Origin of the sequence: Paraburkholderia sp. UCT31 (genome assembly GCF_014397655.1) — a bacterium.
Classification (GTDB): Bacteria; Pseudomonadota; Gammaproteobacteria; order Burkholderiales; family Burkholderiaceae; genus Paraburkholderia; species Paraburkholderia tuberum.
Map to the genome: position 1 here is coordinate 189,238 of NZ_VZQP01000003.1, position 20,340 is coordinate 209,577.

At 64.4% G+C, this 20,340-nt stretch carries 15 protein-coding genes and 2 pseudogenes; 4 read left to right on the forward strand and 13 right to left on the reverse strand.

The genetic code is table 11. The features are described 5' to 3' along the window. Positions 1 to 26: 26 nt before the first annotated feature. From F6X40_RS03215 to imuA, 8 genes are all read right to left on the reverse strand, one after another. Entirely contained in the window at positions 27 to 494 is a 468-nt protein-coding gene (locus F6X40_RS03215; protein ID WP_187626790.1) for a nuclear transport factor 2 family protein, read from the reverse strand. A 116-nt stretch (positions 495 to 610) separates the two neighbouring features. After that, positions 611 to 2,707, reverse strand: a complete 2,097-nt coding sequence (gene glgX, locus F6X40_RS03220; protein ID WP_222945975.1) for a glycogen debranching protein GlgX — start codon at positions 2,705 to 2,707, stop codon at positions 611 to 613. Beyond that, positions 2,697 to 5,192 (reverse strand): glycogen/starch/alpha-glucan phosphorylase, encoded by a 2,496-nt coding sequence (locus F6X40_RS03225; protein ID WP_187626791.1) that lies wholly within the window; start codon positions 5,190 to 5,192, stop codon positions 2,697 to 2,699. Before F6X40_RS03225 ends, glgX begins: the two co-directional genes overlap by 11 nt. Before the next feature lie 33 nt (positions 5,193 to 5,225). Then, the gene (locus F6X40_RS03230) at positions 5,226 to 7,622 is read right to left on the reverse strand and encodes a phosphoketolase (protein WP_187626792.1); all 2,397 of its coding nucleotides are present in this window, start codon (positions 7,620 to 7,622) and stop codon (positions 5,226 to 5,228) included. Positions 7,623 to 7,854: 232 nt separating this feature from the next. After that, the gene (locus F6X40_RS03235) at positions 7,855 to 8,814 is read right to left on the reverse strand and encodes an SOS response-associated peptidase family protein (protein WP_187626793.1); all 960 of its coding nucleotides are present in this window, start codon (positions 8,812 to 8,814) and stop codon (positions 7,855 to 7,857) included. A gap of 47 nt (positions 8,815 to 8,861) precedes the next feature. Further along, complete coding sequence (locus F6X40_RS03240) at positions 8,862 to 12,011, reverse strand: error-prone DNA polymerase (protein ID WP_187626794.1); 3,150 nt, start codon at positions 12,009 to 12,011, stop codon at positions 8,862 to 8,864. Between the two features lie 19 nt (positions 12,012 to 12,030). Further along, complete coding sequence (locus F6X40_RS03245; RefSeq protein ID WP_187626795.1) at positions 12,031 to 13,500, reverse strand: Y-family DNA polymerase; 1,470 nt, start codon at positions 13,498 to 13,500, stop codon at positions 12,031 to 12,033. Then, positions 13,430 to 14,137 (reverse strand): translesion DNA synthesis-associated protein ImuA, encoded by a 708-nt coding sequence (gene imuA / locus F6X40_RS03250; protein WP_184029676.1) that lies wholly within the window; start codon positions 14,135 to 14,137, stop codon positions 13,430 to 13,432. The genes F6X40_RS03245 and imuA overlap by 71 nt, the downstream gene beginning before the upstream one ends. Positions 14,138 to 14,219: 82 nt before the next feature. Here imuA and F6X40_RS03255 point away from each other — a divergent pair, with 82 nt between their 5' ends. The 4 genes from F6X40_RS03255 to F6X40_RS03270 all read left to right on the forward strand — a co-directional run bounded on the left by F6X40_RS03255 (position 14,220) and on the right by F6X40_RS03270 (position 15,731). Further along, positions 14,220 to 14,504 (forward strand): hypothetical protein, encoded by a 285-nt coding sequence (locus tag F6X40_RS03255; protein ID WP_090804206.1) that lies wholly within the window; start codon positions 14,220 to 14,222, stop codon positions 14,502 to 14,504. A 30-nt stretch (positions 14,505 to 14,534) separates the two neighbouring features. Beyond that, positions 14,535 to 14,942, forward strand: a complete 408-nt coding sequence (locus tag F6X40_RS03260; RefSeq protein WP_187626796.1) for a GFA family protein — start codon at positions 14,535 to 14,537, stop codon at positions 14,940 to 14,942. A 226-nt stretch (positions 14,943 to 15,168) separates the two neighbouring features. Then, entirely contained in the window at positions 15,169 to 15,417 is a 249-nt protein-coding gene (locus tag F6X40_RS03265; RefSeq protein ID WP_187626797.1) for an AbrB/MazE/SpoVT family DNA-binding domain-containing protein, read from the forward strand. After that, positions 15,411 to 15,731: a type II toxin-antitoxin system PemK/MazF family toxin gene (locus tag F6X40_RS03270; protein WP_090804212.1), complete on the forward strand. Its 321-nt coding sequence runs from the start codon at positions 15,411 to 15,413 to the stop codon at positions 15,729 to 15,731. The genes F6X40_RS03265 and F6X40_RS03270 overlap by 7 nt, the downstream gene beginning before the upstream one ends. A gap of 204 nt (positions 15,732 to 15,935) precedes the next feature. Here the strand turns inward: F6X40_RS03270 and F6X40_RS43155 are convergent. The 5 genes and pseudogenes from F6X40_RS43155 to F6X40_RS03290 all read right to left on the reverse strand — a co-directional run. Beyond that, positions 15,936 to 16,044, reverse strand: a pseudogene (locus tag F6X40_RS43155) (dihydrodipicolinate synthase family protein); the annotation flags it as partial. Between the two features lie 271 nt (positions 16,045 to 16,315). Continuing rightward, positions 16,316 to 16,570, reverse strand: a pseudogene (locus tag F6X40_RS43160) (RNA polymerase sigma factor region1.1 domain-containing protein); the annotation flags it as partial. After that, positions 16,554 to 16,868, reverse strand: a complete 315-nt coding sequence (locus F6X40_RS03280) for a high-potential iron-sulfur protein (protein ID WP_187626799.1) — start codon at positions 16,866 to 16,868, stop codon at positions 16,554 to 16,556. The pseudogene F6X40_RS43160 and the gene F6X40_RS03280, both read right to left, overlap by 17 nt. An 86-nt stretch (positions 16,869 to 16,954) precedes the next feature. Beyond that, entirely contained in the window at positions 16,955 to 18,226 is a 1,272-nt protein-coding gene (locus tag F6X40_RS03285) for a c-type cytochrome (RefSeq protein WP_187626800.1), read from the reverse strand. Positions 18,227 to 18,343: 117 nt separating this feature from the next. After that, entirely contained in the window at positions 18,344 to 20,071 is a 1,728-nt protein-coding gene (locus F6X40_RS03290; RefSeq protein ID WP_187626801.1) for a methanol/ethanol family PQQ-dependent dehydrogenase, read from the reverse strand. Positions 20,072 to 20,340: the final 269 nt, after the last annotated feature.

Sequence of the window (20,340 nt, forward strand, 5' to 3'; positions counted from 1 at the left end):
GCCTGACTTTTTCTAAACCACATCGGCTAATTGCCTTCCGGCATTTTGGACGAGTGATGGCTGGTAATCAGCCACTTGTGTCCATTCCACGCGTAGGTGAACGTATAGCGCGCCTTGACGACCGAGCCGTCCGCGAACTTGAAGGTGTAGAGCCCCGAGTCGATCGCCGTGTTGCATTCGATCATGATGTCGCGGAAGTCGATCGTGCCGACCGGTTTGTTTTCGAGGAAGCGTTTGAAATAGTCGAGCTTTTCGTCGGCGGTCAAACGCGGCTTGTTCGAGACGGTCGGCAGCAGGATCGAGTTCGGCGCGTAGTTCGCCACGACCTTCTGCGGGTCGCCGGTTTTCAGCGAGTCGTTCCAGCGATCGAACAGTGCGGAAATCTGCTTTTCCGAGGTGGGATGGCAGGCTTCGGACTTCGCGAATGCGTTGCCATGGGCCACGACCGCAACCATCGCAAAGACGACGGACGGCCCGTCTACGCTAATTCTCATGATGCCCTCCGCGATTGTTGCCGGTGGATTCTTCCGCCAGTAAATCGAAATTGCGCACGGCATATCCGCCACAGCATCGACATTAGAGGACAAGAACCCGGGTTATTTGCGTCGGTTCAGCTCGCTTCTTCCAGAACCACGACGCTGCGTGCCTCGACGCGAAATTGATCGCTTTCGACAGCGGCCTGTTGCGCCGCTTGCACGATGTCTTGCGGACTGTCGCGCGCGGTATCGACGATACGCCGCCAGTGCCGCCCGTCGGACGCGGGCAACTGGACCGCGCGGGCGCAATCGTCCATGTTGAACACCGCGTGCAGTGCCGGCTCGCCCGGCTCTTCTCCGCCCAGCGTGACGGCGAGAAGCCGCGCGCCTGGATCGTGCCAGCCCGGCTCGTTCAGGCGCTCGCCGTGCCACGCCGCATCCGGCCGAGTCTGCCCCGGCGAGGGCCGGCCGGTCAGGAAATGCCGCCGCCGCAAACTTGCGTGGCGCTTGCGCAGCGCGATCAGCTCGCGCACGAAGCGCGACATGGCCGAGCCGGCTTCAGTGGGTGTCCAGTCGAACCAGCTGAGCGAGTTGTCCTGACAATAGGCGTTGTTGTTGCCGCGCTGGCTGCGCAGCACCTCGTCGCCGGCGAGCATCATCGGCACACCCAGACTCAGGAACAGGATGGCCATCACGTTACGCGCCTGGCGATGTCGCAGACCGAGAATCCCGGCGTCGCCGGTCTCGCCCTCGGCGCCACAGTTCCACGACAGGTTGTCGAAGCTGCCGTCGCGATTCGCGTCGCCGTTGGCTTCGTTGTGCTTCGATTCGTAGCTGACGAGATCGATCAGCGTGAAGCCGTCGTGGCACGTCACGAAGTTGACGCTGTTGTTGGGCAGCCTGCCGTCGTCCGCATAGAGGTCCGAGCTGCCCGCGATGCAGGTCGCGACCGCCCCGATGAGCCCCGGGTCGCCGCGCACGAAACGGCGAATCACGTCCCGATAGCGGCCGTTCCACTCGGCCCATGCCATGCCGGGAAAGGCGCCGACCTGGTACATCCCGGCGGCGTCCCACGCCTCCGCGATCAATGGCACGCGCGACAGCACATGCGAAGACTCGATCGCCCAGGGCAGCGGTGGATCGACCATCAGCTCGCCGCGCTGGTCGCGCACGAAGACACTCGCCAGATCGAACCGGAAGCCATCGACGCCGAGTTCTTCCACCCAGTATTCGAGGCAGCGCACGATGAACGTCGTCACCAGTGGATGGTTGCAATTGATCGTGTTGCCGCAGCCGGTGTAGTCCCGGTAGCGGCGCCGGTCGGCCGCGTCGAGGTGGTAGAAGATATCGTTGACGAGGCCCTTGAAGTTGATGACGGGGCCCGTCTCGCCCGCTTCGGCCGTATGGTTGAACACGACGTCGAGCAGCACGGCGAGGCCCGCGGCGTGCATGGCGTCGGTCAGCGCGCGAAACTCCTGGGGCGCGCGCGCGGGATCGCGGCAGTAGCGAGGATGCGGGCTGTAATAGCTATGCGTGCTGTAACCCCAGTAGTTGCTCAGGCCGAGGGCCGCCGTGGCGGGCGGAACGTCCTGTTCGTCGAAGGCCATCACCGGCAGCAGCTCGACGTGGGTCACGCCGAGCTGCGTCAGGTACGGAATCTTTTCGATCAGGCCGGCGAAGGTACCGGGATGCTGCACGCCGCTCGACGGATCACGTGTAAAGCCGCCGACATGCAGCTCGTAGATGATCGCGTCGTCGAGTCCGCGCGAGATACGCCCAGGGGACGAGGGCAGGGGTTCCGTCACGATCGCGCGGTGGGTTTTGTGCCCGTTGGGATTCGGCTGGCCGAGCGCAGGCCGCGTCCACAGCACGTCGCTAATCGCGCGGGCATACGGGTCGAGGAGTTCGCGGTCGGGGTCGAACGCGTAGCCGCTAGCGCGCGTATCGCGCGGACCGTCCACCCGCCACGTGTAGCAGGTGCCGAACGGCAGCGCTTCGACCATCACATGCCAGTAGTAGAAGGTGCGGTTGCAACCGGCGGCGAGCGTGATGATCTGGAACGGCTCGGGGCTGTCAGCCGCGTCGTACAGCAACAGCTCGACGCGCGTCGCGTGACGGCAGAAGATGCAGAAATTGATGCCGCCGGGCACCGCCCACGCGCCCACGGGAAACCGCGACCCGGAGCGAACCGCATGAGCACGCACCGATCCCGTTTCAGGGTCATTGATCAAGGGTGATCCTCATCGGGCGGATCTTCCAGATCTTGTCGCAGTATTCGCCGATGGCGCGGTCGGAAGAGAACTTGCCCGAGCGCGCGGTGTTCAGGATCGACATCCGGGTCCAGCGCCGCGTGTCCTGCCAGGCGGCGCTCACGTCGTCCTGACGCGCCACGTAGGCGGCGTAGTCGGCGAGCACGAGAAACGGGTCCGCGTGCGTCAGATTGTCGATCAGCGGGCGGAACATCTCGCGGTCTCCTCGCGAGAAATGACCGTCGGCGATCAGTTGCAGCACGTCGCTCAGTTCCGCGTCGTCCTTCACATAGTCCGCGGGGCGATAACCCGCGCGCTTCACACGTTCCACTTCGTCGGCGCTCAGGCCGAACAGGAAGAAGTTTTCGTCGCCGACCTCTTCGCGGATTTCGACGTTGGCGCCGTCGAGCGTGCCGATCGTCAACGCGCCGTTCATCATGAACTTCATGTTGCCGGTGCCCGATGCTTCCTTGCCGGCCGTCGAAATCTGCTCGGACAGGTCGGCGGCAGGGTAGATGAAGTGCGCGTTCTTCACATTGAAGTCCGGATAGAACACGACTTTCAGCCGCCCGTTCACCACAGGGTCGTCATTCACGACTTCGGCGATGCCGTTGATCAAACGGATGATCAGCTTGGCCGTCGCGTAGCCGGGCGCCGCCTTGCCGCCGAATACGAAACAGCGCGGTGTCAGCGCGAGCTGCGGATCACGCAGCAGGCGCCGGTACAGCGTGATGATCAGCAACGCGTTCAGATGTTGCCGCTTGTATTCGTGGATGCGCTTGACCTGCACGTCGAACAGCGCGGCGGTGTCGACGCCGATGCCCGTGACGCCCCGGATATGCTCGGCGAGCACGGTCTTGTTCGCCTGCTTCACGCTACGCCAATGCTGCTGAAACGCGGCGTCGTCGGCATAGGCTTCGAGCTTGCGCAGTCGCGCGAGATCAGTGACCCAGCCAGCGCCGATGGTCTCGTCGATTAGCCGCGCGAGCGCCGGATTGCAAAGCAGCATGAAACGGCGCGGCGTGACGCCGTTCGTGACGTTGTGAAAGCGCTCGGGCCACAATTCGGCGAAGTCCCGCAGCACGGTCTGCTTGAGCAGCCCGGAATGCAGTTCGGCGACGCCGTTGACCGCGTGGCTGCCGACCGTCGCCAGATGCGCCATGCGCACGAGTTTGTCACCGCGCTCGTCGATCAGCGACATGCGTTCGATGCGCGCGTCGTCGCCCGGATAGCGCTGCCGGACCTCGTCGAGGAAGCGGCGGTTGATCTCGTAGATGATTTCGAGCAGGCGCGGCAGCAGGTTGCGCATCAGCGGCAGCCCCCAGGTTTCGAGCGCTTCGGGCAGCAGGGTGTGATTGGTGTACGCGAGCGCGCGCCGCGTGATGTCCCAGGCCTCGTCCCACGGCACCTGCCTGTCGTCCACCAGCAGACGCATCAGCTCGGCGACGGCGATCGACGGGTGCGTGTCGTTCAACTGCACGTTGAACAACTGCGCGAAGTGTCCGACCGGCTCGCCCTTGATTTCGAGCAGGCGCAGCATGTCCTGCAGCGAGCACGACACGAAGAAGTATTGCTGCGCGAGACGCAGGCGCTTGCCGATCTCGGGCTCGTCGTTCGGATACAGCACCTTCGACAGCGTCTCGGAGATGACCTTTTCGTTGACGGCCTCGTAATAGTCGCCGGCATTGAAGTCCTGCAGGTCGAACGACTCGACCGCCTCGCTCTTCCACAGCCGCAAGGTGTTGCACGTGTTGACGTGATAGCCGGGCATCGGCGTGTCGCAAGCCACGCCTTTGACCTGCCGTGTGGGTGTCCAGCGCACGCACAGGTGCCCGCGTGCATCGGTTTCGTCGTGGGTGCTGCCGCCGAACCCCACGTAGTACGCAACCTCCGGGCGCACGATCTCCCATGGATTGCCCTTTTGCAGCCACTTGTCGGTGGTTTCGACCTGCCAGCCGTCGCGAATCTGCTGGTCGAAGATGCCGAACTCGTAGCGGATGCCATAGCCGATGGCCGGTATTTCCAAACTTGCGAGCGAATCCAGATAGCAGGCCGCGAGGCGGCCAAGTCCGCCATTGCCGAGCCCCGGCTCTTCCTCGAGTTCGAGCAGCATATCGAGGTCGACGCCGAGCGCGCGCAGCGCTTCGCGTGTGCTGGCCTCGATGCCGAGATTGACGAGGTTGTTGCCGAGTTGCGGGCCGATCAGGAACTCGGCGGACAGGTAGCAGGCGACCCGCGCATCGCTTCCGGCGTAGGTCTGTACGGAGGTTGCCCAGCGGGCCAGCAGCCGGTCGCGCACGCTATACGCGAGCGCCATGTACCAGTCATGCGGGGAAGCGATCGCCGGATAGCGGCCCCGCAGGCACAGCAGATTGTCGAGCACGCCGCGCTGGAGCGCGGCGGCGCTCAGGCCGATGCGCGCTGCATCCGCGCTTTGCTGCGAGGTCGTGGTGGGAGCGTCGGCCATGATGCTTTCCTCGGTGCATGCTGCGCGTGACGTTCAGAAGGGCCAGACCCAGTCGGCGACCTCGGTGCGGTCCGTGCCATGCGTATGCGCATAGTTCAGGTTGCTGACGATCGCGTTCCTCATGTCTTCCCTGAGATGCGCGGATCTGCCCTGCAAGCGCGGCACGCGGTCGAGCACGTCGATCACCAGATTGAAGCGGTCCACCTGATTGAGAATCGCCAGTTCGAGCGGCGTGTTGATGTTGCCTTTCTCCTTGTAGCCCCGCACGTGCAGATTCTCGTGATTGCGAAAGCGATAGGCGAGCTTGTGGATCAACCACGGGTAACCGTGGAAATTGAAGATCACCGGCTTATTGGTCGTAAACAGGCTGTCGAATTCGCGTTCGGTCGAGCCGTGCGGGTGCTCGCTCGCCGGCTGCATCCTGAACAGGTCGACCACGTTGACGAAACGCAGCTTCAGTTCGGGCAGACGTTCGCGCAGGATCGCCGTCGCCGCCAGCGCTTCCTGAGTGGCGACGTCGCCGCACGAGGCCATCACCACGTCCGGTTCGGCGTCCTCGTCGTTGCTCGCGCGCCGCCACACGCCGATGCCTTTGGCGCAGTGCACGACGGCTTCGTCGATGGTGGTGAATTGCAGGTGTTTCTGCTTGTCGGCGACGATCACGTTGATGCAGTCGGTGGTGCGCAGACAGTGGTCGGCGACCACCAGCAGCGTGTTCGCGTCGGGCGGAAGATAGACGCGCGTGACCGAGGGGCTCTTGTTGGTGACGAGATCGATGAAGCCGGGGTCCTGATGCGAAAAGCCGTTGTGATCCTGCCGCCACACGGTCGACGACAGCAGAATGTTTTCCGCCGACACCCAGGCGCGCCATGGCACGTGATTGCGGCTGATGTCGAGCCACTTCGCATGCTGGTTGAACATCGAATCCACCACGTGCGCAAACGCTTCATAGGTATGGAAGAAGCCGTGGCGGCCCGTCAGCAGATAGCCTTCGAGCCATCCCATCAGCGTATGTTCGGACAGCATCTCCATCACGCGGCCGTCGCGCGCCAGTTCGCCGCCGTCCTCGTCCTCGGGGAGCATCTCGGCCATCCACACCTTCTTGCTGACCTCGTAGATCGACTGCAGACGGTTCGAGGCCGTTTCGTCCGGGCCGAACACGCGGAAGGTTTTCATGTTCGCGCGCATCGTGTCGCGCAGAAATTCGCCGAGTGGCCGCGTGTTCTCCTGCAGCACCTTGCCCGCGTGCTGCACATCCACCGCGTACGCGCGGATGTCGGGCAGCTTCAGTTCGCGGCGCAGCACGCCGCCGTTCGCGTGCGGATTGGCGCTCATGCGCCGCGGGCCTTGGGGCGACAGCGCCTTGAGTTCGGGGATCAGCCGGCCCTCGGCATCGAAAAGTTCGGCGGGCCGGTAGCTGCGCATCCATTCTTCGAGCACTTCGAGATTCGCGGAGTTGTTGCGCACATCGGAAAAAGGCACCTGATGCGAGCGCCACGAGCCTTCGACCTTGTGCCCGTTGATCTGCTTCGGTCCGGTCCAGCCCTTGGGCGTGCGCAGCACGATCATCGGCCAGAGCGGCCGCTCGAGATTGCCGTTCGTGCGTGCCTGCTGATGAATTGCGCGAATTTCGCCGAGCACGGTATCGAGCGTGTGCGCCATCTTCCGATGCATTTCCGCGTGATCCGATCCTTCGACGAAATGCGGGGTGTAGCCGTAGCCGACAAAGAGCGCTTCCAGTTCTCTGCTGCTGATGCGCGACAGGATGGTCGGATTGGCGATCTTGTAGCCGTTCAGATTCAGGATCGGCAGCACGGTGCCGTCGCGGGCCGGGTTGATGAATTTATTCGAATGCCACGCGGTGGCGAGCGGCCCGGTCTCCGCTTCTCCATCGCCGACCACGCAGGCCACGATGAGGTCCGGGTTGTCGAGCACGGCGCCATACGCATGCGACAGGCTGTAGCCAAGCTCGCCGCCTTCATGGATGGACCCTGGCGTCTCCGGCGTCACATGCGAACCGATATGGCCGGGAAACGAGAACTGCTTGAAGAACTTCTGCATGCCCTCGGCATCCGCGCTCTTGTCCGGATAGATCTCCGAGTAGGTGCCTTCCAGATAGGTGGGGCCGAGCACGCCCGGTGCGCCGTGTCCGGGACCGGCCATGAAGACGACGTCGAGATCGTCGCGTTTGATCACGCGGTTCAGATGCGCCCAGACGAACGATAACGCCGGGCTCGCGCCCCAGTGTCCGAGCAGGCGATACTTGACGTGTTCGACTTTCAGCGGCTCCCGCAGCAGCGGGTTGTCCAGCAGATAGATCATGCCGACCGAAAGGTAATTGCATGCGCGCCACCACGCATCGATCAGCTGAAGTTCGTCGCTGCCGAGCGCGGTCTGCTGCGAAGCGTCCGCCGCGGGATGTTTGCCCATACCGACGTCTCCTGTGCTTGCAGCCGCAACCCGAGGGTGTGGATCGTGTCGGGCCCGCTGCGCAGGCGCTTCGATGATTGATGGGGTCCGAATCGCGCCTGTTGGCGGACCTCTACAACCGGGTATTCTTCGCCAGCCGATGAACATCCATAACGCAGAATATGTTACTGCGTGAAGATTGCAAGGATGATCCGACACCGTCTCGCGCGGCCTGCGAAACCGCGTCTTGTATTCAGGCCGCGATCCGATGTTCGTAGAACGGCCGGTCCCGATCATCGAGAATCGCGTACAACGCTGCCAGATCGCGCGGATCGGGATTCAACCACGCGTCGATATGCTCAGGCTTGATCGGAATGATGCAGCGATCATGGCCGGCAGCGGCCACCTCGGGTGGCGGATCATCGGTGATGGCCGCGAAGGACAATAGATCGGGCTCGCCTTTGCCGCTCCAGCGGGACCATAAGCATGCAACCAGCATGTCGTGAGGCGGATTGGGCCGGAACTCGAGCCGGACATTTTCATCTTTCTCGCCGGGCGCCGGTTCGCGGCCTTCCATTCGCGCGCGCGAGACGTTCTCATAGAAAGAACTGGCCAGCATGAGTCCATGCGAATAGCCGAATAGCGCTTTCCAGAAACTTTCGAGACTGTCCCGACGAGCGTTGTACGTGCCGGGATAGCGGGTGTCGTACGAGGCGGGCTTGCCGGCCAGGCGGCACTGATAGCGCATCGGTTTGACGACGCGCTGGCCGTTCTCCGTCACCATCACCGGCGCGTAGTAGCCGGGAAAGATGCGCGAGTCGCCTGCTTTGGGAGCGGTTCGGCCGAGGTCGTCGAGTCGCTCGAGCGTGCGGTCGATCTTGTCTTTCGCGATCCGTTTGCTCTCGGTCGCCGCCTTGGTGGCTTTGGTCTGCAAAGAGCGCTCGGCATCGGCGAAGCGGGTGCGCTGTTTGAACAGTTCCTGTTCGAGCTTCACGGTCTGCTGCGATCTGAAGCGCTCGATCAGCGCCCAGACTTCCCGTTGCGCGTCGGACTGCGGTTCCGAGAAGGCGTCTTCCATCGCTTTGGGAATCCTGGCCTGACCGTCCTCTGCGCGTTCGAAGAAAAGACGCGCGAATTCCTCGATGCTCATGTGCGCGCCGAACATGCGGACGTAGCGCCGGTAGTCCGCCAGAATCTGAGCCGAATAGCACATGGATGCCTCCGTTTGCTGTTCCGATGATACGCATTTGCGCGCTCGCGTCAGCAGAAGTCTCTGCTCGTCGTTTGCAACTCGCCCAACAGATGAGACATGTCGACGAGCCGCTGCGCGACGAGGTGCCGTACTTCTCCCTGACACTGCCACGTGCCGTATACGGCGAGCAGCGCGGCGCCCAACGCTTCTTTGCGCTGTTTTTCGAGCAGACTCGGCCAGATGATCACATTGACGTTGCCCGTCTCGTCTTCGAGCGTGACGAACACGACGCCCTTGGCCGTGCCGGGACGCTGACGCACCGTCACCAGTCCGCAGCCGCGCGCGAGGCGGCCGTCGCGATAGGTCCGCAGCGTCGAGGCCGGCATCAGCCGGTTCGCGAGCAACTGCGGCCGGAGCAGTTCCAGCGGATGGCGGTTGAGCGTCAGGCCGAGCGAACGGTAGTCGGCGACGATGTCGTTCGCTTCGCTCGGTGCGCCCAGTTCGGGCGTTTCGTCCTGAGTCGCCGCGGCCGCGAGCATATCCTTGTCCGGCACCGCGACGACCGACTGCCACAGCGCTTCGCGGCGGTTTCCCGCGAGCGCTGCCAACGCATTCGCATCCGCGAGCGCATGCAGGTCTTTGCGGTCGAGCTGCGCGCGGCGCGCGAGATCGTTGACGCTCGCGAACGGGCGAACCGCGCGCGCGTTCTCGATCCGTTCGGCGGCGCCGTCCTTCATGCCGCGCAGCAGCGAAAGACCGAGACGCACGGCGGGGCGCGTCGCCCCCGCACGGTGTTCGAGCGAGGAGTCCCAACCGCTGATCGTCACATCGACCGGCAACACCGTGACGCCGTGCCGCTGCGCATCCTGAACCAGTTGCGACGGCGAATAGAAGCCCATCGGCTGGCTGTTCAGCATCGCGGCGAGAAAGGCTTCGGGTTCGTGACGCTTGAGCCAGCTGCTCGCATAGACCAGCAGCGCGAAACTGGCCGCGTGACTTTCGGGGAAGCCATATTCGCCGAAGCCCTTGATCTGCTCGAAGATCGCCTCGGCGAAGGCCTGGTCGTAGCCGCGCTCCTGCATGCCGAGCACGATGCGGTCATAGTATTTTTCGAGTCCGCCCTTGCGTTTCCACGCGGCCATCGCGCGTCGCAGCTGGTCGGCTTCGCCGGCGGTGAAGCCGGCCGCGAGAATCGCCACCTGCATCACCTGCTCCTGGAAGATCGGCACGCCGAGTGTGCGGCCCAGCGCGGTCTTCAACGCGTCGCTCGGATAGGTCACGGGCTCGAAGCCCTGACGGCGCTGCAGATAGGGATGCACGGCGCCGCCCTGAATCGGACCGGGCCGCACGATCGCGACTTCGATGACGAGGTCGTAGAACTTCTCTGGCCGCATGCGCGGCAGCATGCTCATCTGCGCGCGCGATTCGATCTGGAACACGCCGACCGTATCGGCGGCCGAAATCATCGCGTAGGTCGCCTCATCCTCGGCGGGGATGTCCTGCATTTCGAAACGTTCTCCGCGCTGTTCCGAAACGAGGTCGAGCGTGCGCCGGATCGCCGACAGCATGCCGAGCGCGAGCACGTCGACCTTCAGCAAGCCCAATGATTCGAGGTCGTCCTTGTCCCACTCGATCACCGAGCGGTCGGCCATCGCCGCGTTTTCCACCGGCACGAGCCGGGTGAGCTTGCCGCGGCTGATCACGAAGCCGCCCGAATGCTGCGACAGGTGGCGCGGAAAATTCAGCAGTTGCGAGGCGAGCTTCGCCCAGGCCTGAATCAGGGGCTGGTTCGGATCGAGGCCGGATTCCGCGAAACGCGCGAGCAGATCCCGACTGGTATCGAACCAGTGATGCGACTTCGCGACCGCGTCGACGATCTGCGGATCGACGCCGAGTGCCTTGCCCGTTTCCCGCAGCGCACCACGCGGACGATAGGTCGACACCGCCGCCGCGATCGCCGCCCGGTCGCGGCCGTACTTGCGATAGATGTACTGGATCACTTCTTCGCGCCGCTGGTGCTCGAAGTCGACGTCGATATCGGGCGGCTCGCCGCGCTCCTTGCTGATGAAGCGCTCGAACAGCATGTTGCCGCGCGCGGGGTCCACCTCGGTCACGCCGAGGCAATAGCAGACCGCCGAGTTCGCGGCCGACCCGCGCCCCTGACACAGAATGTGCTGGCTGCGCGCGAAGCGGACGATGTCGTAGACGGTCAGGAAATATGGCTCGTACTGCAGGTCCGCGATCAGTTCGAGTTCGTGCTCGATCTGCTGCTGCACGTGATGCGCAATCCCCGCGGGAAAACGCCGCTGCGCGCCGACATAGGTTTCCTGACGAAGATACGAGGCCGGCGTATGGCCGGCCGGCACCAGCTCGTCGGGATACTCGTAGCGCAGCTCGTCGAGCGAAAACGTGCAGCGGCTCATGATGTCGACCGTCGCGGCCAGCGCGTCTTGCGGGTACAGGTTGGCGAGCCGCAACCTCGAGCGCAGATGCTGCTCGGCGTTCGGCGCCAGATCATAGCCGCACTGATGGACCGGTTTGCCGACCCGGATCGCGGTCATCGTGTCCTGCAGCGGCTTGCGCGAGCGCACGTGCATCACGACTTCGCCGAGCGCGACGACGGGCACGTCGCGGCTGCGCGCGACGAACTCGACCGCGCCGCGATGCAGGTCGTCCATCGCGCGTTGATGGAGCACGAGGCCGACCCATGCGCGGCCCGTGAACGTTTCGTCGAGCCATTCGACCTGCGCATCGAGCGCGTCTTCGCTGGCCGGGAAATCCGGCACGAGAATCGCGAGGCAGTCGGGCATGCCGAGCAGGTGGCGATACTCCTTCTCCGGCCGCGACAGATCCTGCGGCGTGAGCCGGTATTCGCCCTTGGGCGCGCGCATGCGCGCCAGCGTGATCAGCTCGGACAGATTGCCGTAGCCGTTGCGGTTGCGGGCGAGCAGGATCAGGCCGAACGCCGGCGAACCATCGGCGTTGACGAGCCGGAAATACGAACCGACGATGAACGGCAGCTTCGCTTCTTTCGCCGCGACATGCGCGCGCACGACTCCCGCGAGCGAGCATTCGTCGGTGATCGCGAGCGCGGAGTAGCCGAGTTGCGCGGCACGCTCGGCCAGTTCCTCAGCGTGCGACGCGCCCCGCAGAAACGTGAAGTTGGAAAAGCAGAACAGCTCGGCATACGCCGGCAGCATCGTGAAGGTGGTGTCCATGGCCGCTCATCCGCGCCTATCAGCCGAACAGGCCATGCAGGAACCAGCGTTGCTCTTCTTCCGCGTCGCGGCTGCTCACGCGCTCGCGGTAGATCCAGTAGCAGCTCTGGTCGTCCGCCTGCGCGACGAAGTAGTCGCGCGTGACGAGCTCGCCGTCGAACCAGCCGCTCTCGATGCGCTCGCCCGGCGACACCATGCGCAACGGCGAGCCATAGAACGGGCGGTGCTGGCGCATCAGCAGACGCACGGGCGTGTCGAGCATCCACGTCGGGCGGGGCAGATTCTGCGGCAGCGGGCCGGGCTTGACCGGCTGCGACACCGGCAGCCAGCGGTTCGCGATCTCCGGACGATGATCGGCGCTCGGCGCGGGTTTCAGCACGTTCTCTTCGCCGAGCCGCGCGACCAGCAGTTCGAGCAGCCGCGCGTGATCCTCCTGCGAGCCGCCCGGTTGGGGAAACAGCGTGTCGGACGCGGGCGCGGCCGACTCGACGTTCGACGCGTCGAGCCGCAACGCGATCACGGGCGCGGCGAGCTCGATACGATGCAGCCGCTCCTTGAGCAGGCGCATCAGATGTTCTTCGCGCCAGGTCGGCTCGCCGAGTGCGACGTCGATCGTGGTCGGCTCGATCGCAGCGCGTCCGCGCTCGTGTTCGAGCGACAGGCGAATGCCGGTGAGCGCGAGCTGTTTTGCGCACAGCCATCCGCACAGTTGCACGATCAGGCGCTGCGCGCCGAACACCGCGCCATCCGCGTGTTCGAGCCGGTCCGGCATCTCGATGCGCGCCGAGAACGTGGGTGGCAGTTCGAGCCAGTCGAACAGTTCGGGCGCGGTCCCGAACGCGCGGTCGAGCGAGTCGAGCAGATGTTCGCCGCAGCGGCGCTGCAAGCCGGCGCGGGGCAGGCGGCGCAGATCGGCGATTAGCTCGCAACCGAGGCCCGTGAACCAGTCGGCGAACGGGCGGACTTCGGGCACGGCGAGCATCGGCAGGGCGGACAGGCGCTGGTCGAGCGACGCGAGCTTCAGCACGCGCCGGTTGCCGAACTTCGCGAGCAGCCACGCGCCCTGGCCGGTCGGCGCGGCACTGATGCGCGCGGTGAAGCCGAGCGCGTCGAGGATGGCTTTCGTATCGCGGCACAGCGCGAGCAGGCCGCCGAAGAGCCGCAAACTCGCGCCGATCTCGACGACGACCGTCGCCTCATCGAGCAGCGCGACTTCGGGCGAGAAGCGCATCAGCGCGATACCCACCTCGCGATGGGCTGCCGTTTCACGGCCGCTATCGCGCTCATACATCTCGGTCTGCGGCGACAGCGTCAGCACGCCGCCGCGCTTCATGCCCGGACGCACGCCTGCCGAGCGCGCGGCGGGGTCGGCCATGACCACCTTGTCTTTCTCCAGCACCGCGCAGCCATGCGCGGGCTCAGGCGACCACTTCGGTCTGAAGACCTCGAGCGGCAACTTTGGCAGATGAACGGCGAGAAAGACGCGCATGTCGGGAAAGCAGAACGGGAGTGGGTTGAAGGGGAATCGACAGGGGCTCTGCGCGAGCGGGCCCTCGTCGTTTCACGATGTCGATGGTCAGGCCTTCGGCCGATGGCCTGAGCGCGAGCCGCAGCAGCGCGGGGGATGCCTCCTGCGCGGTGGCGAGCGGCCGCACCATGATGAAAAGCGTCTCCGACGACTGCGCGGCCAGATGCAAACGGCGCAGCGAGGACGCCTGCGCGTACTGCGCCCAGAAGATCAGCGCGCCGCAACTGCCGGCGCGCAGGATCTGCTCGGCGGACCACAGCGCGTCGGCGGTTTTCGGCGCATTGATCCGCAGCACCTGCTGCAGCGACAGGCCGATGTAGTTGAGCCCGAGGCCGTCCGGCGTATGCGGCGGTTGCACGAAGACGAGCGGACGCTCGCCGACGGCGCTGAGCGCCGGCTGCAACAGCCGCAGTTCGCCGACGCCGGCCTGCTGCACGAGCAGATCGACCAGCGCGCCGAGCGGCCAGCCACCGCCGGGCAACTCCGCCGACAGGGCCGGATAACCGGTATCGACGCTGCGGCCGCGGCCAGCGCCAAGCTGGGACGCCCGCCACAAGGACGGGTGAATGGCTTCCGGTGCTGGCAGGGCGGCTGTCATTTGCGAAAATACCTGTATGGATATACAGTATCCTACATGGTTTTATGAGATAGCGAACAGGCACTTTTTGGGGGGCGGGTTCATGGACATGCGAGTGCGCAAGCCAGCCGGGCATCCGATGCCGGAGATCGCGGCGTTCGTGGCCGAACTGAAAGCGGTGTTCGGCGAGCCGGACATCGATGAAGCGATTCGCCGCGGCAAGGCGGGCGAGCCGACGTTTCATGCGCGGGAAAACGGACGCTCGGCGGGGACGGCGGCGCCGGTTGCGGCGAACGTCTGGCGCGTGGATCGCGCGGTGCGCGACCGCCATTACTGCGAGGGTTGCGACGGCTCGTGCATTGGCAGCGCGAAGTCGTGCCGTCCATAATGGCAGCGGCCCTCAACCCCGGAGAACCCCATGTTGCGCACGTACCTCGGAAGTTGCCATTGCCAATTCGTGAAGTTCGAGGCTCGCATCGATTTCGACGAGGGCACGTCGAAGTGCAATTGCAGCTACTGCAGCAGGCTGCGATTCTGGCACGTGCAGGTTCGCCGGGAAGATTTTCGTCTTCTTTCGGATGAAGCCGCGCTCAGCGAATATCAGGGGCACAGTGCGGTCGCGCATCACCCGTTCTGCAAACGCTGCGGGGTCCACGTATTCGATCGCATCGATATGCCAAACGGCACAGGGTATCCGTATATCAACGTGAACATCATGTGCATTGACGAACTCGATCTCGATGCGGCGTTGAATGCGCCAGTCACCTATCGTGATGGGCTGCACGACGACTGGGGCAATCCGCCCGCGCAAACACGGCACCTTTGATTGCACCGGTCAGGGCGCTCTTCGCGGATGGTGGGCATCCAGTTGATGGCGTTCGGACGTGAACTGGGCGAACTCGGGCTTGAAGGATCGCCGCGAGGCGATAGCGGGCTTTGACGCGTTGTACGACTGAGCGCGCGCTAGATGCATTTCAAAACCTCGAAAAATGTAATAACATTGTGTTTACCTCGCATTAGGCTGGGTATAACATTGTATATACGGTATAGCCATGAAAACGACGATTCGCAAAATGGGCAACTCGCAAGGGGTGTTGATCCCCAAGCCGATACTTGCCCAGCTTGGTTTAGAGAATGAGGTAGACATGGAAGTCGAGAACGACGCGCTAGTAATTCGTCGTCCGCAGAAAGCTGTGCGCGAAGGCTGGGCCGTTGCAAGCAAACGGGTTGCGGAAACCGGCGACGACGCACTGGTGATGGGTGAGTTCGGCAACGCAGGTGATGCGGAGATAACGTGGTAGTGCGCGGCGAGGTTTGGCTAGTTGCTCTCGATCCGACGTTAGGTAGCGAAATCCAAAAGACACGTCCTTGCGTCGTAGTCTCTCCGCCTGAACTGCACGATCACCTTCGCACGGTCATTGTCGCCCCGATGACCTCGAAGGGCCGCCCCGCGCCCTTCCGCGTGCCGGTGACTTTCAAGCGAAAGCAAGGATTGATTTTGCTAGACCAAATTCGCACCGTTGATAAGGTGCGGCTGGTCAAGAAAGAGGGTTTTGTTGCCGGGAATACTTTGATGGACACCCTGAGAACGTTGCAGGAAGTGTTCGCTGAATGAAGGGGAAAGTACTTGGCGCGCAAGCGCTCCGCACGCCGGCCGGTAGCCGATCTGGACAGATTGAAGATGGCAAACCTACTTTACGTCGACAACTCGAACGTCTGGATCGAAGGAATGCATGTGGCGGCTGGCAGAGCATCGTCCTGGTCTTCGATGCATGGCAGACCGTCTCGAGGTACTCGCGGCCCATCGACACGCTCATACGGCCGGCCGCGATCAGCGATTCGAGCACGTCGGCAAAGGGCGTCTTGTCGATTTGCCCTTGCGCGGTCAACGGCGTGATAGCAGGGGTGTAGATGCCTTCGAATTTCATGATGTTGTTCCGGATAGAGGGAAACGGGAGTCGAGACGATGGGCGTGCCGTTGCCTGATCGGCAACGGCACGCCGGTGAGCGGGTTAGTGATTCAGCGATGCCGCCTCTTGCCGGCTCAGCGAGCACGTCTCTGGCGCGAGGGCAAGCGAAGCGGCGAGACCGATGGACGACACCGCCGCGGCTGCGACGCAGCATCATCCGACCGGAGACGGCGTCAGCGTTCGCAAAATGCCGCTCGGGCGCCCATGCCGCTTGCGTAGCGGCGGCTTCGCGCACGGCGATGCCCAACTCGCGGAGCGTCACCGTTGCCGCGGCGATTGGAGCGTCGTCGGCTGCATGCTGCGGGAGGGCGTCGACGATGTCGCCGCGGGTGAGGAAGCCACGCGTGAGGCCGAGTTCGATCAGCGCCTGAAGGGGGGCCGACGCGTCCCCGTCCGACGGACCGATCACGGCATCGGCCGCGGCCATCGCGCGTGCGCCGCTTGGCGGCGCACCCACAAACCAGCGCTCAAACGCGTGGCGCATAGACGTTGCACCAGCCGTCGGCCGAAACGGATTTGCCCGGGAACATCGGGCACCGTCCGGCGGAGTCGCCCGCTGCGCCAGTGTAGAAACGACAGTTCGCGCAGGTCTGGCCCGCGTGGTACTTGGGGAACTTCGCGGCGTCGACGCTGCTCGCTTTCGCACGATAGCCGAGCGAGCTGGGCGTGGCGTCGTTTTCATCGACGGCGGGCGGCGCGGCTAACGCGAGGTCGGCGCTGGCGAGCGCGGCACACAGGCCCGCGGCCTGGAGAATGAAGTGTCTGCGGTTGTGAGAGACCATGATGATGCCCTGAGAAAAGAAATGTGTCCTCCATGCCGCATTCGCTTGAAGCGGCGTGGCGTCGTAATGCGGTGCGAAGCAACGTGTTAGTGGCGCGGTCCGGCGTTCAGCGGTGTGGTCGAGGATTGCGCGGCTTGCGCGGTCAGCTTCGCGCTGCCGGTGTCGTAGCCATTCGTATAGAGCAGGAAGGCCATCAGATCGGCGTACTCCTCGTCGCTCATCTTGCCGGGATGGTCCGCGGGCATGTTGGTCGACATGTACTGGTAAATGCCGCCGATCGTCAGATGCGAGTTCGCCGCTGGCGCGAAGGCCGGTCCGATCAACGACGGCGCGGTGTTGCCTTCGAGCTTCTCGCCGTGGCATTTCGCACACGAATCCGCATACAGATGTTCACCGTGGGTGACCTGATCGTGATCGAACGACGGTGTCTCGGTCGTCGCCGCAACCTTGATGAAGCCGCCGGCGGCGGGCATGCCGCCCACGCGCCATAGGTCCGCACGCGGCGACGCCTGGGTCGGGCCGTCGAGATAGCGCGCGAGATTCGCGTGAGTGCTGGCCGTGGTCGCCGAACCGCTCGCAAGGGTGGTTGGCAGCGCCCAGTTGCGCGTGAGCGCTGCGAGCCGGCCATCGCTGCGCAGACGCGTGAGCGCGTCATCGATGCGCTTTTGCAGCGGCTGCGTGTCGGGCCCCGACGCGAACACCAGATTCCAGTCGGCATAGGGCGACTCGGCGACGGCAACCTCGAAGTGCTGCTGCGGGTGCGCATGCCGATACGCCACCACGGCCGGGTACCAGACGATCGCGCGCTGGGCGCGCCCTTTCGCGAGGGCGTCGACGGTCAGCTCGGAGGTGGTTTCCAGATCGAAGCGCGCATTCTTCTGCTGGACCGCGATCAGTTGCGACGGGCTCGACCAGGTGGCGGCAATGGTGATCTTGCCGTCCGGCGCCGCGACGGGGGTGTTGGCCGCATGGGCGCCGCGCAGCGTGACGCTGACGTAACCGGAGTGCAGATAGCTGTCGGAAAAGAGCAGGTGCGAGTCGGAGCCGTCGGCCACGCTCGAACGCGGAAAGCCCGCGATCACGTCGCAGTTGCGCTGCAGCGATGTCGAGAGCTCGCGAGCGGAGATGCCGTCGTCGCCGCCGTCGTCGTCGATGCCGCGCGGCGCGAATGTCGCGGTAATGCCCGCCGCGCTCAACACCGCGCGTGCAACGGACTTGTCCAGCTCGGCCGAAGGGCTGCCGGGCATCGTGCACACGCGGACGCTAGGAGACGTCCGCGCGGCCGCCTGGGCGGCAACATGTGCGGCGCCGGCGACGAGCGCGCTGGCGAGAGCAAGGTGAGTGAATCGAATGTTCATGATGGTGCGTTCCTGTGATGGCGGGAACACCGCAGCCCGCATGGGCTGCGTGCGGGCGCGGAAAGATGCAGCTGCGAAGGCCGGATGGGCAGAACGACGAGGGTGCGGTGGCTGCGCCTAGCTGCGATCGAGCGCGAACACGTACAGCGTGCCGCCGCGCGGAACGTCCTTCGCGACGTCGGCCATCGGGCCGCCCCAGATCGGATTCGCACCGCCGTAGCCCGCGAGCACGGCCACGTATTCCTTGCCGTCGACTTCGAACACGGAAGGTTGCGCGACGATGCCGCTCGCGAGTTGCGGGCTCTCCCACAGCACCTTGCCCGTCGTCACGTCGAACGCGTACAGATGGCCGTCGAGCGAGCCGCTGAAGGCGAGGCCGCTGGCCGTGGTGGCGACGCCACCGTTCCAGGGCATCCTGGTCCAGTGACCCCACAGCTTCTTGCCCGTATTGACATCGATGGCCTGAAGCTCGCCATAACCCTGGCTGCCCGGTTCAGGCTGGATCTCGAAGCCTTCGCCGAGGTAGGGCAGACCCTCCATGTAGCTGACCGACTTGCCGGACAGGCTCATGCACGCATGCAGCGAGGGCACCACCGCGATGTGCCGCTCGGGATCGTAGGAAGTCGACCACCAGTTCTTGCCGCCGAGAAAGCTCGGACAGGTGTTGATCGTCGTGCCGGCCTTGGGAAACCGGCTGGCGTCCTGAACTGGTTTGCCGTCGGCGGTATAGCCCGTCACCGACAGCGCCTTGACGAACGGCTCCGCGTAGATCAGCTTGCCGGTCTTGCGGTCGATCGCGTGGAAGAAGCCGTTGCGGTCGGCATGGATGATGGCGTCATACTGCTTGCCCTTGTAGCTGATGTTGGCAAGAACCGGCGTGTTGACGCCGTCGTAGTCCCACGTGTCGTTACTCGTGTACTGATAGTGCCACTTCAGGTCGCCGTTCTTCGGATCGAGCGCGAGCAGGGAATCGGAGTACAGATTGTCGCCGGGACGCAGCGCGGCGAGCCACGGTCCCGGATTGCCGACGCCCCAGTACAGCGTCCGCGTGGCGGCGTCGTAGGTGCCGGTCAGCCACGCCGCGCCGCCGCCATGTTCCTGCATGCCGTCGGGCCACGTATCGCCGCCCTTGTCGCCGGCATTCGGGATCGTATAGCGCTTCCAGATGATCGAGCCGTCGTCGGGATTGAGTGCGGCGATATAGCCGCGAATCCCATACTCGCCGCCTGATGTACCGACCACGATCGCGCCGTCGAGCGCGAGCGGCGCGAGCGAGAACGCGTAGCCGAGACCCGGTTCGAACATCTGCTTCTTCCACACGACATTGCCGCTCTGCGCGTCGATCGCGGCTACCTCGCCGCTCAGCATGGCCACGTAGACGTTCTTGCCATACAGCGCGACGCCGCGATTCACTACGTCGCAGCATGCGGTCTTGAACGATTCCGCGCCGAGCTTCGGCTCGTATTTCCAGAGCTTCGTGCCGCTCTTGACATCGAATGCATAGACGTTGTCTTTCGGCGTGCTGACGAAAAGGTAGCCGCCGTTGACGATCGGGGTTGCTTCGAAGCCTTGCTTGAGTTCCGCGGGGAACTGATAGCTCCAGGCCTCCTTGAGCCCGGCGACATTCGATGCATCGATCTGCTTCAGTGGCGAATGTGACTGGCCGCTATAGCTGCGGTAGTAGGTGAGCCAGCCCGGGTCGCTCTGTGCTTGAGCGAGGCGCTCGTAGGTCACGGCGGGGTAGTCCGGGGCGGCGTGCACCGCAGCCACGTTCAGTGCCATCGCGATCGCGATGCTCGCTCCAAGGACAGCCAGCCGGCCTGCGGCGGGCGAACGGTTCTTCATGGTCGTCTCCTGAGTGTTTGTCGATGCAGTGCCGGGAGAGGCGTCGCCCCTTTGTTCCGTGTCGATCCGGTTGCGGTGCCGTTACTGCAAGTCACATGCCATTTTTGTGGGCGAGTCCGAAAGGGCGGCGCGCCTGAAACGTGCGGCGGCACATATCGCGCGCAGGGCGCTCCATGTGTTGCGTCCCGGTACAACGCCGGGCGATGGAGTGTTGAGAAACAGGACAGTTGCAGCGCCGGCGCGCATCGCTCGGGTCGAGGGCGACGCCA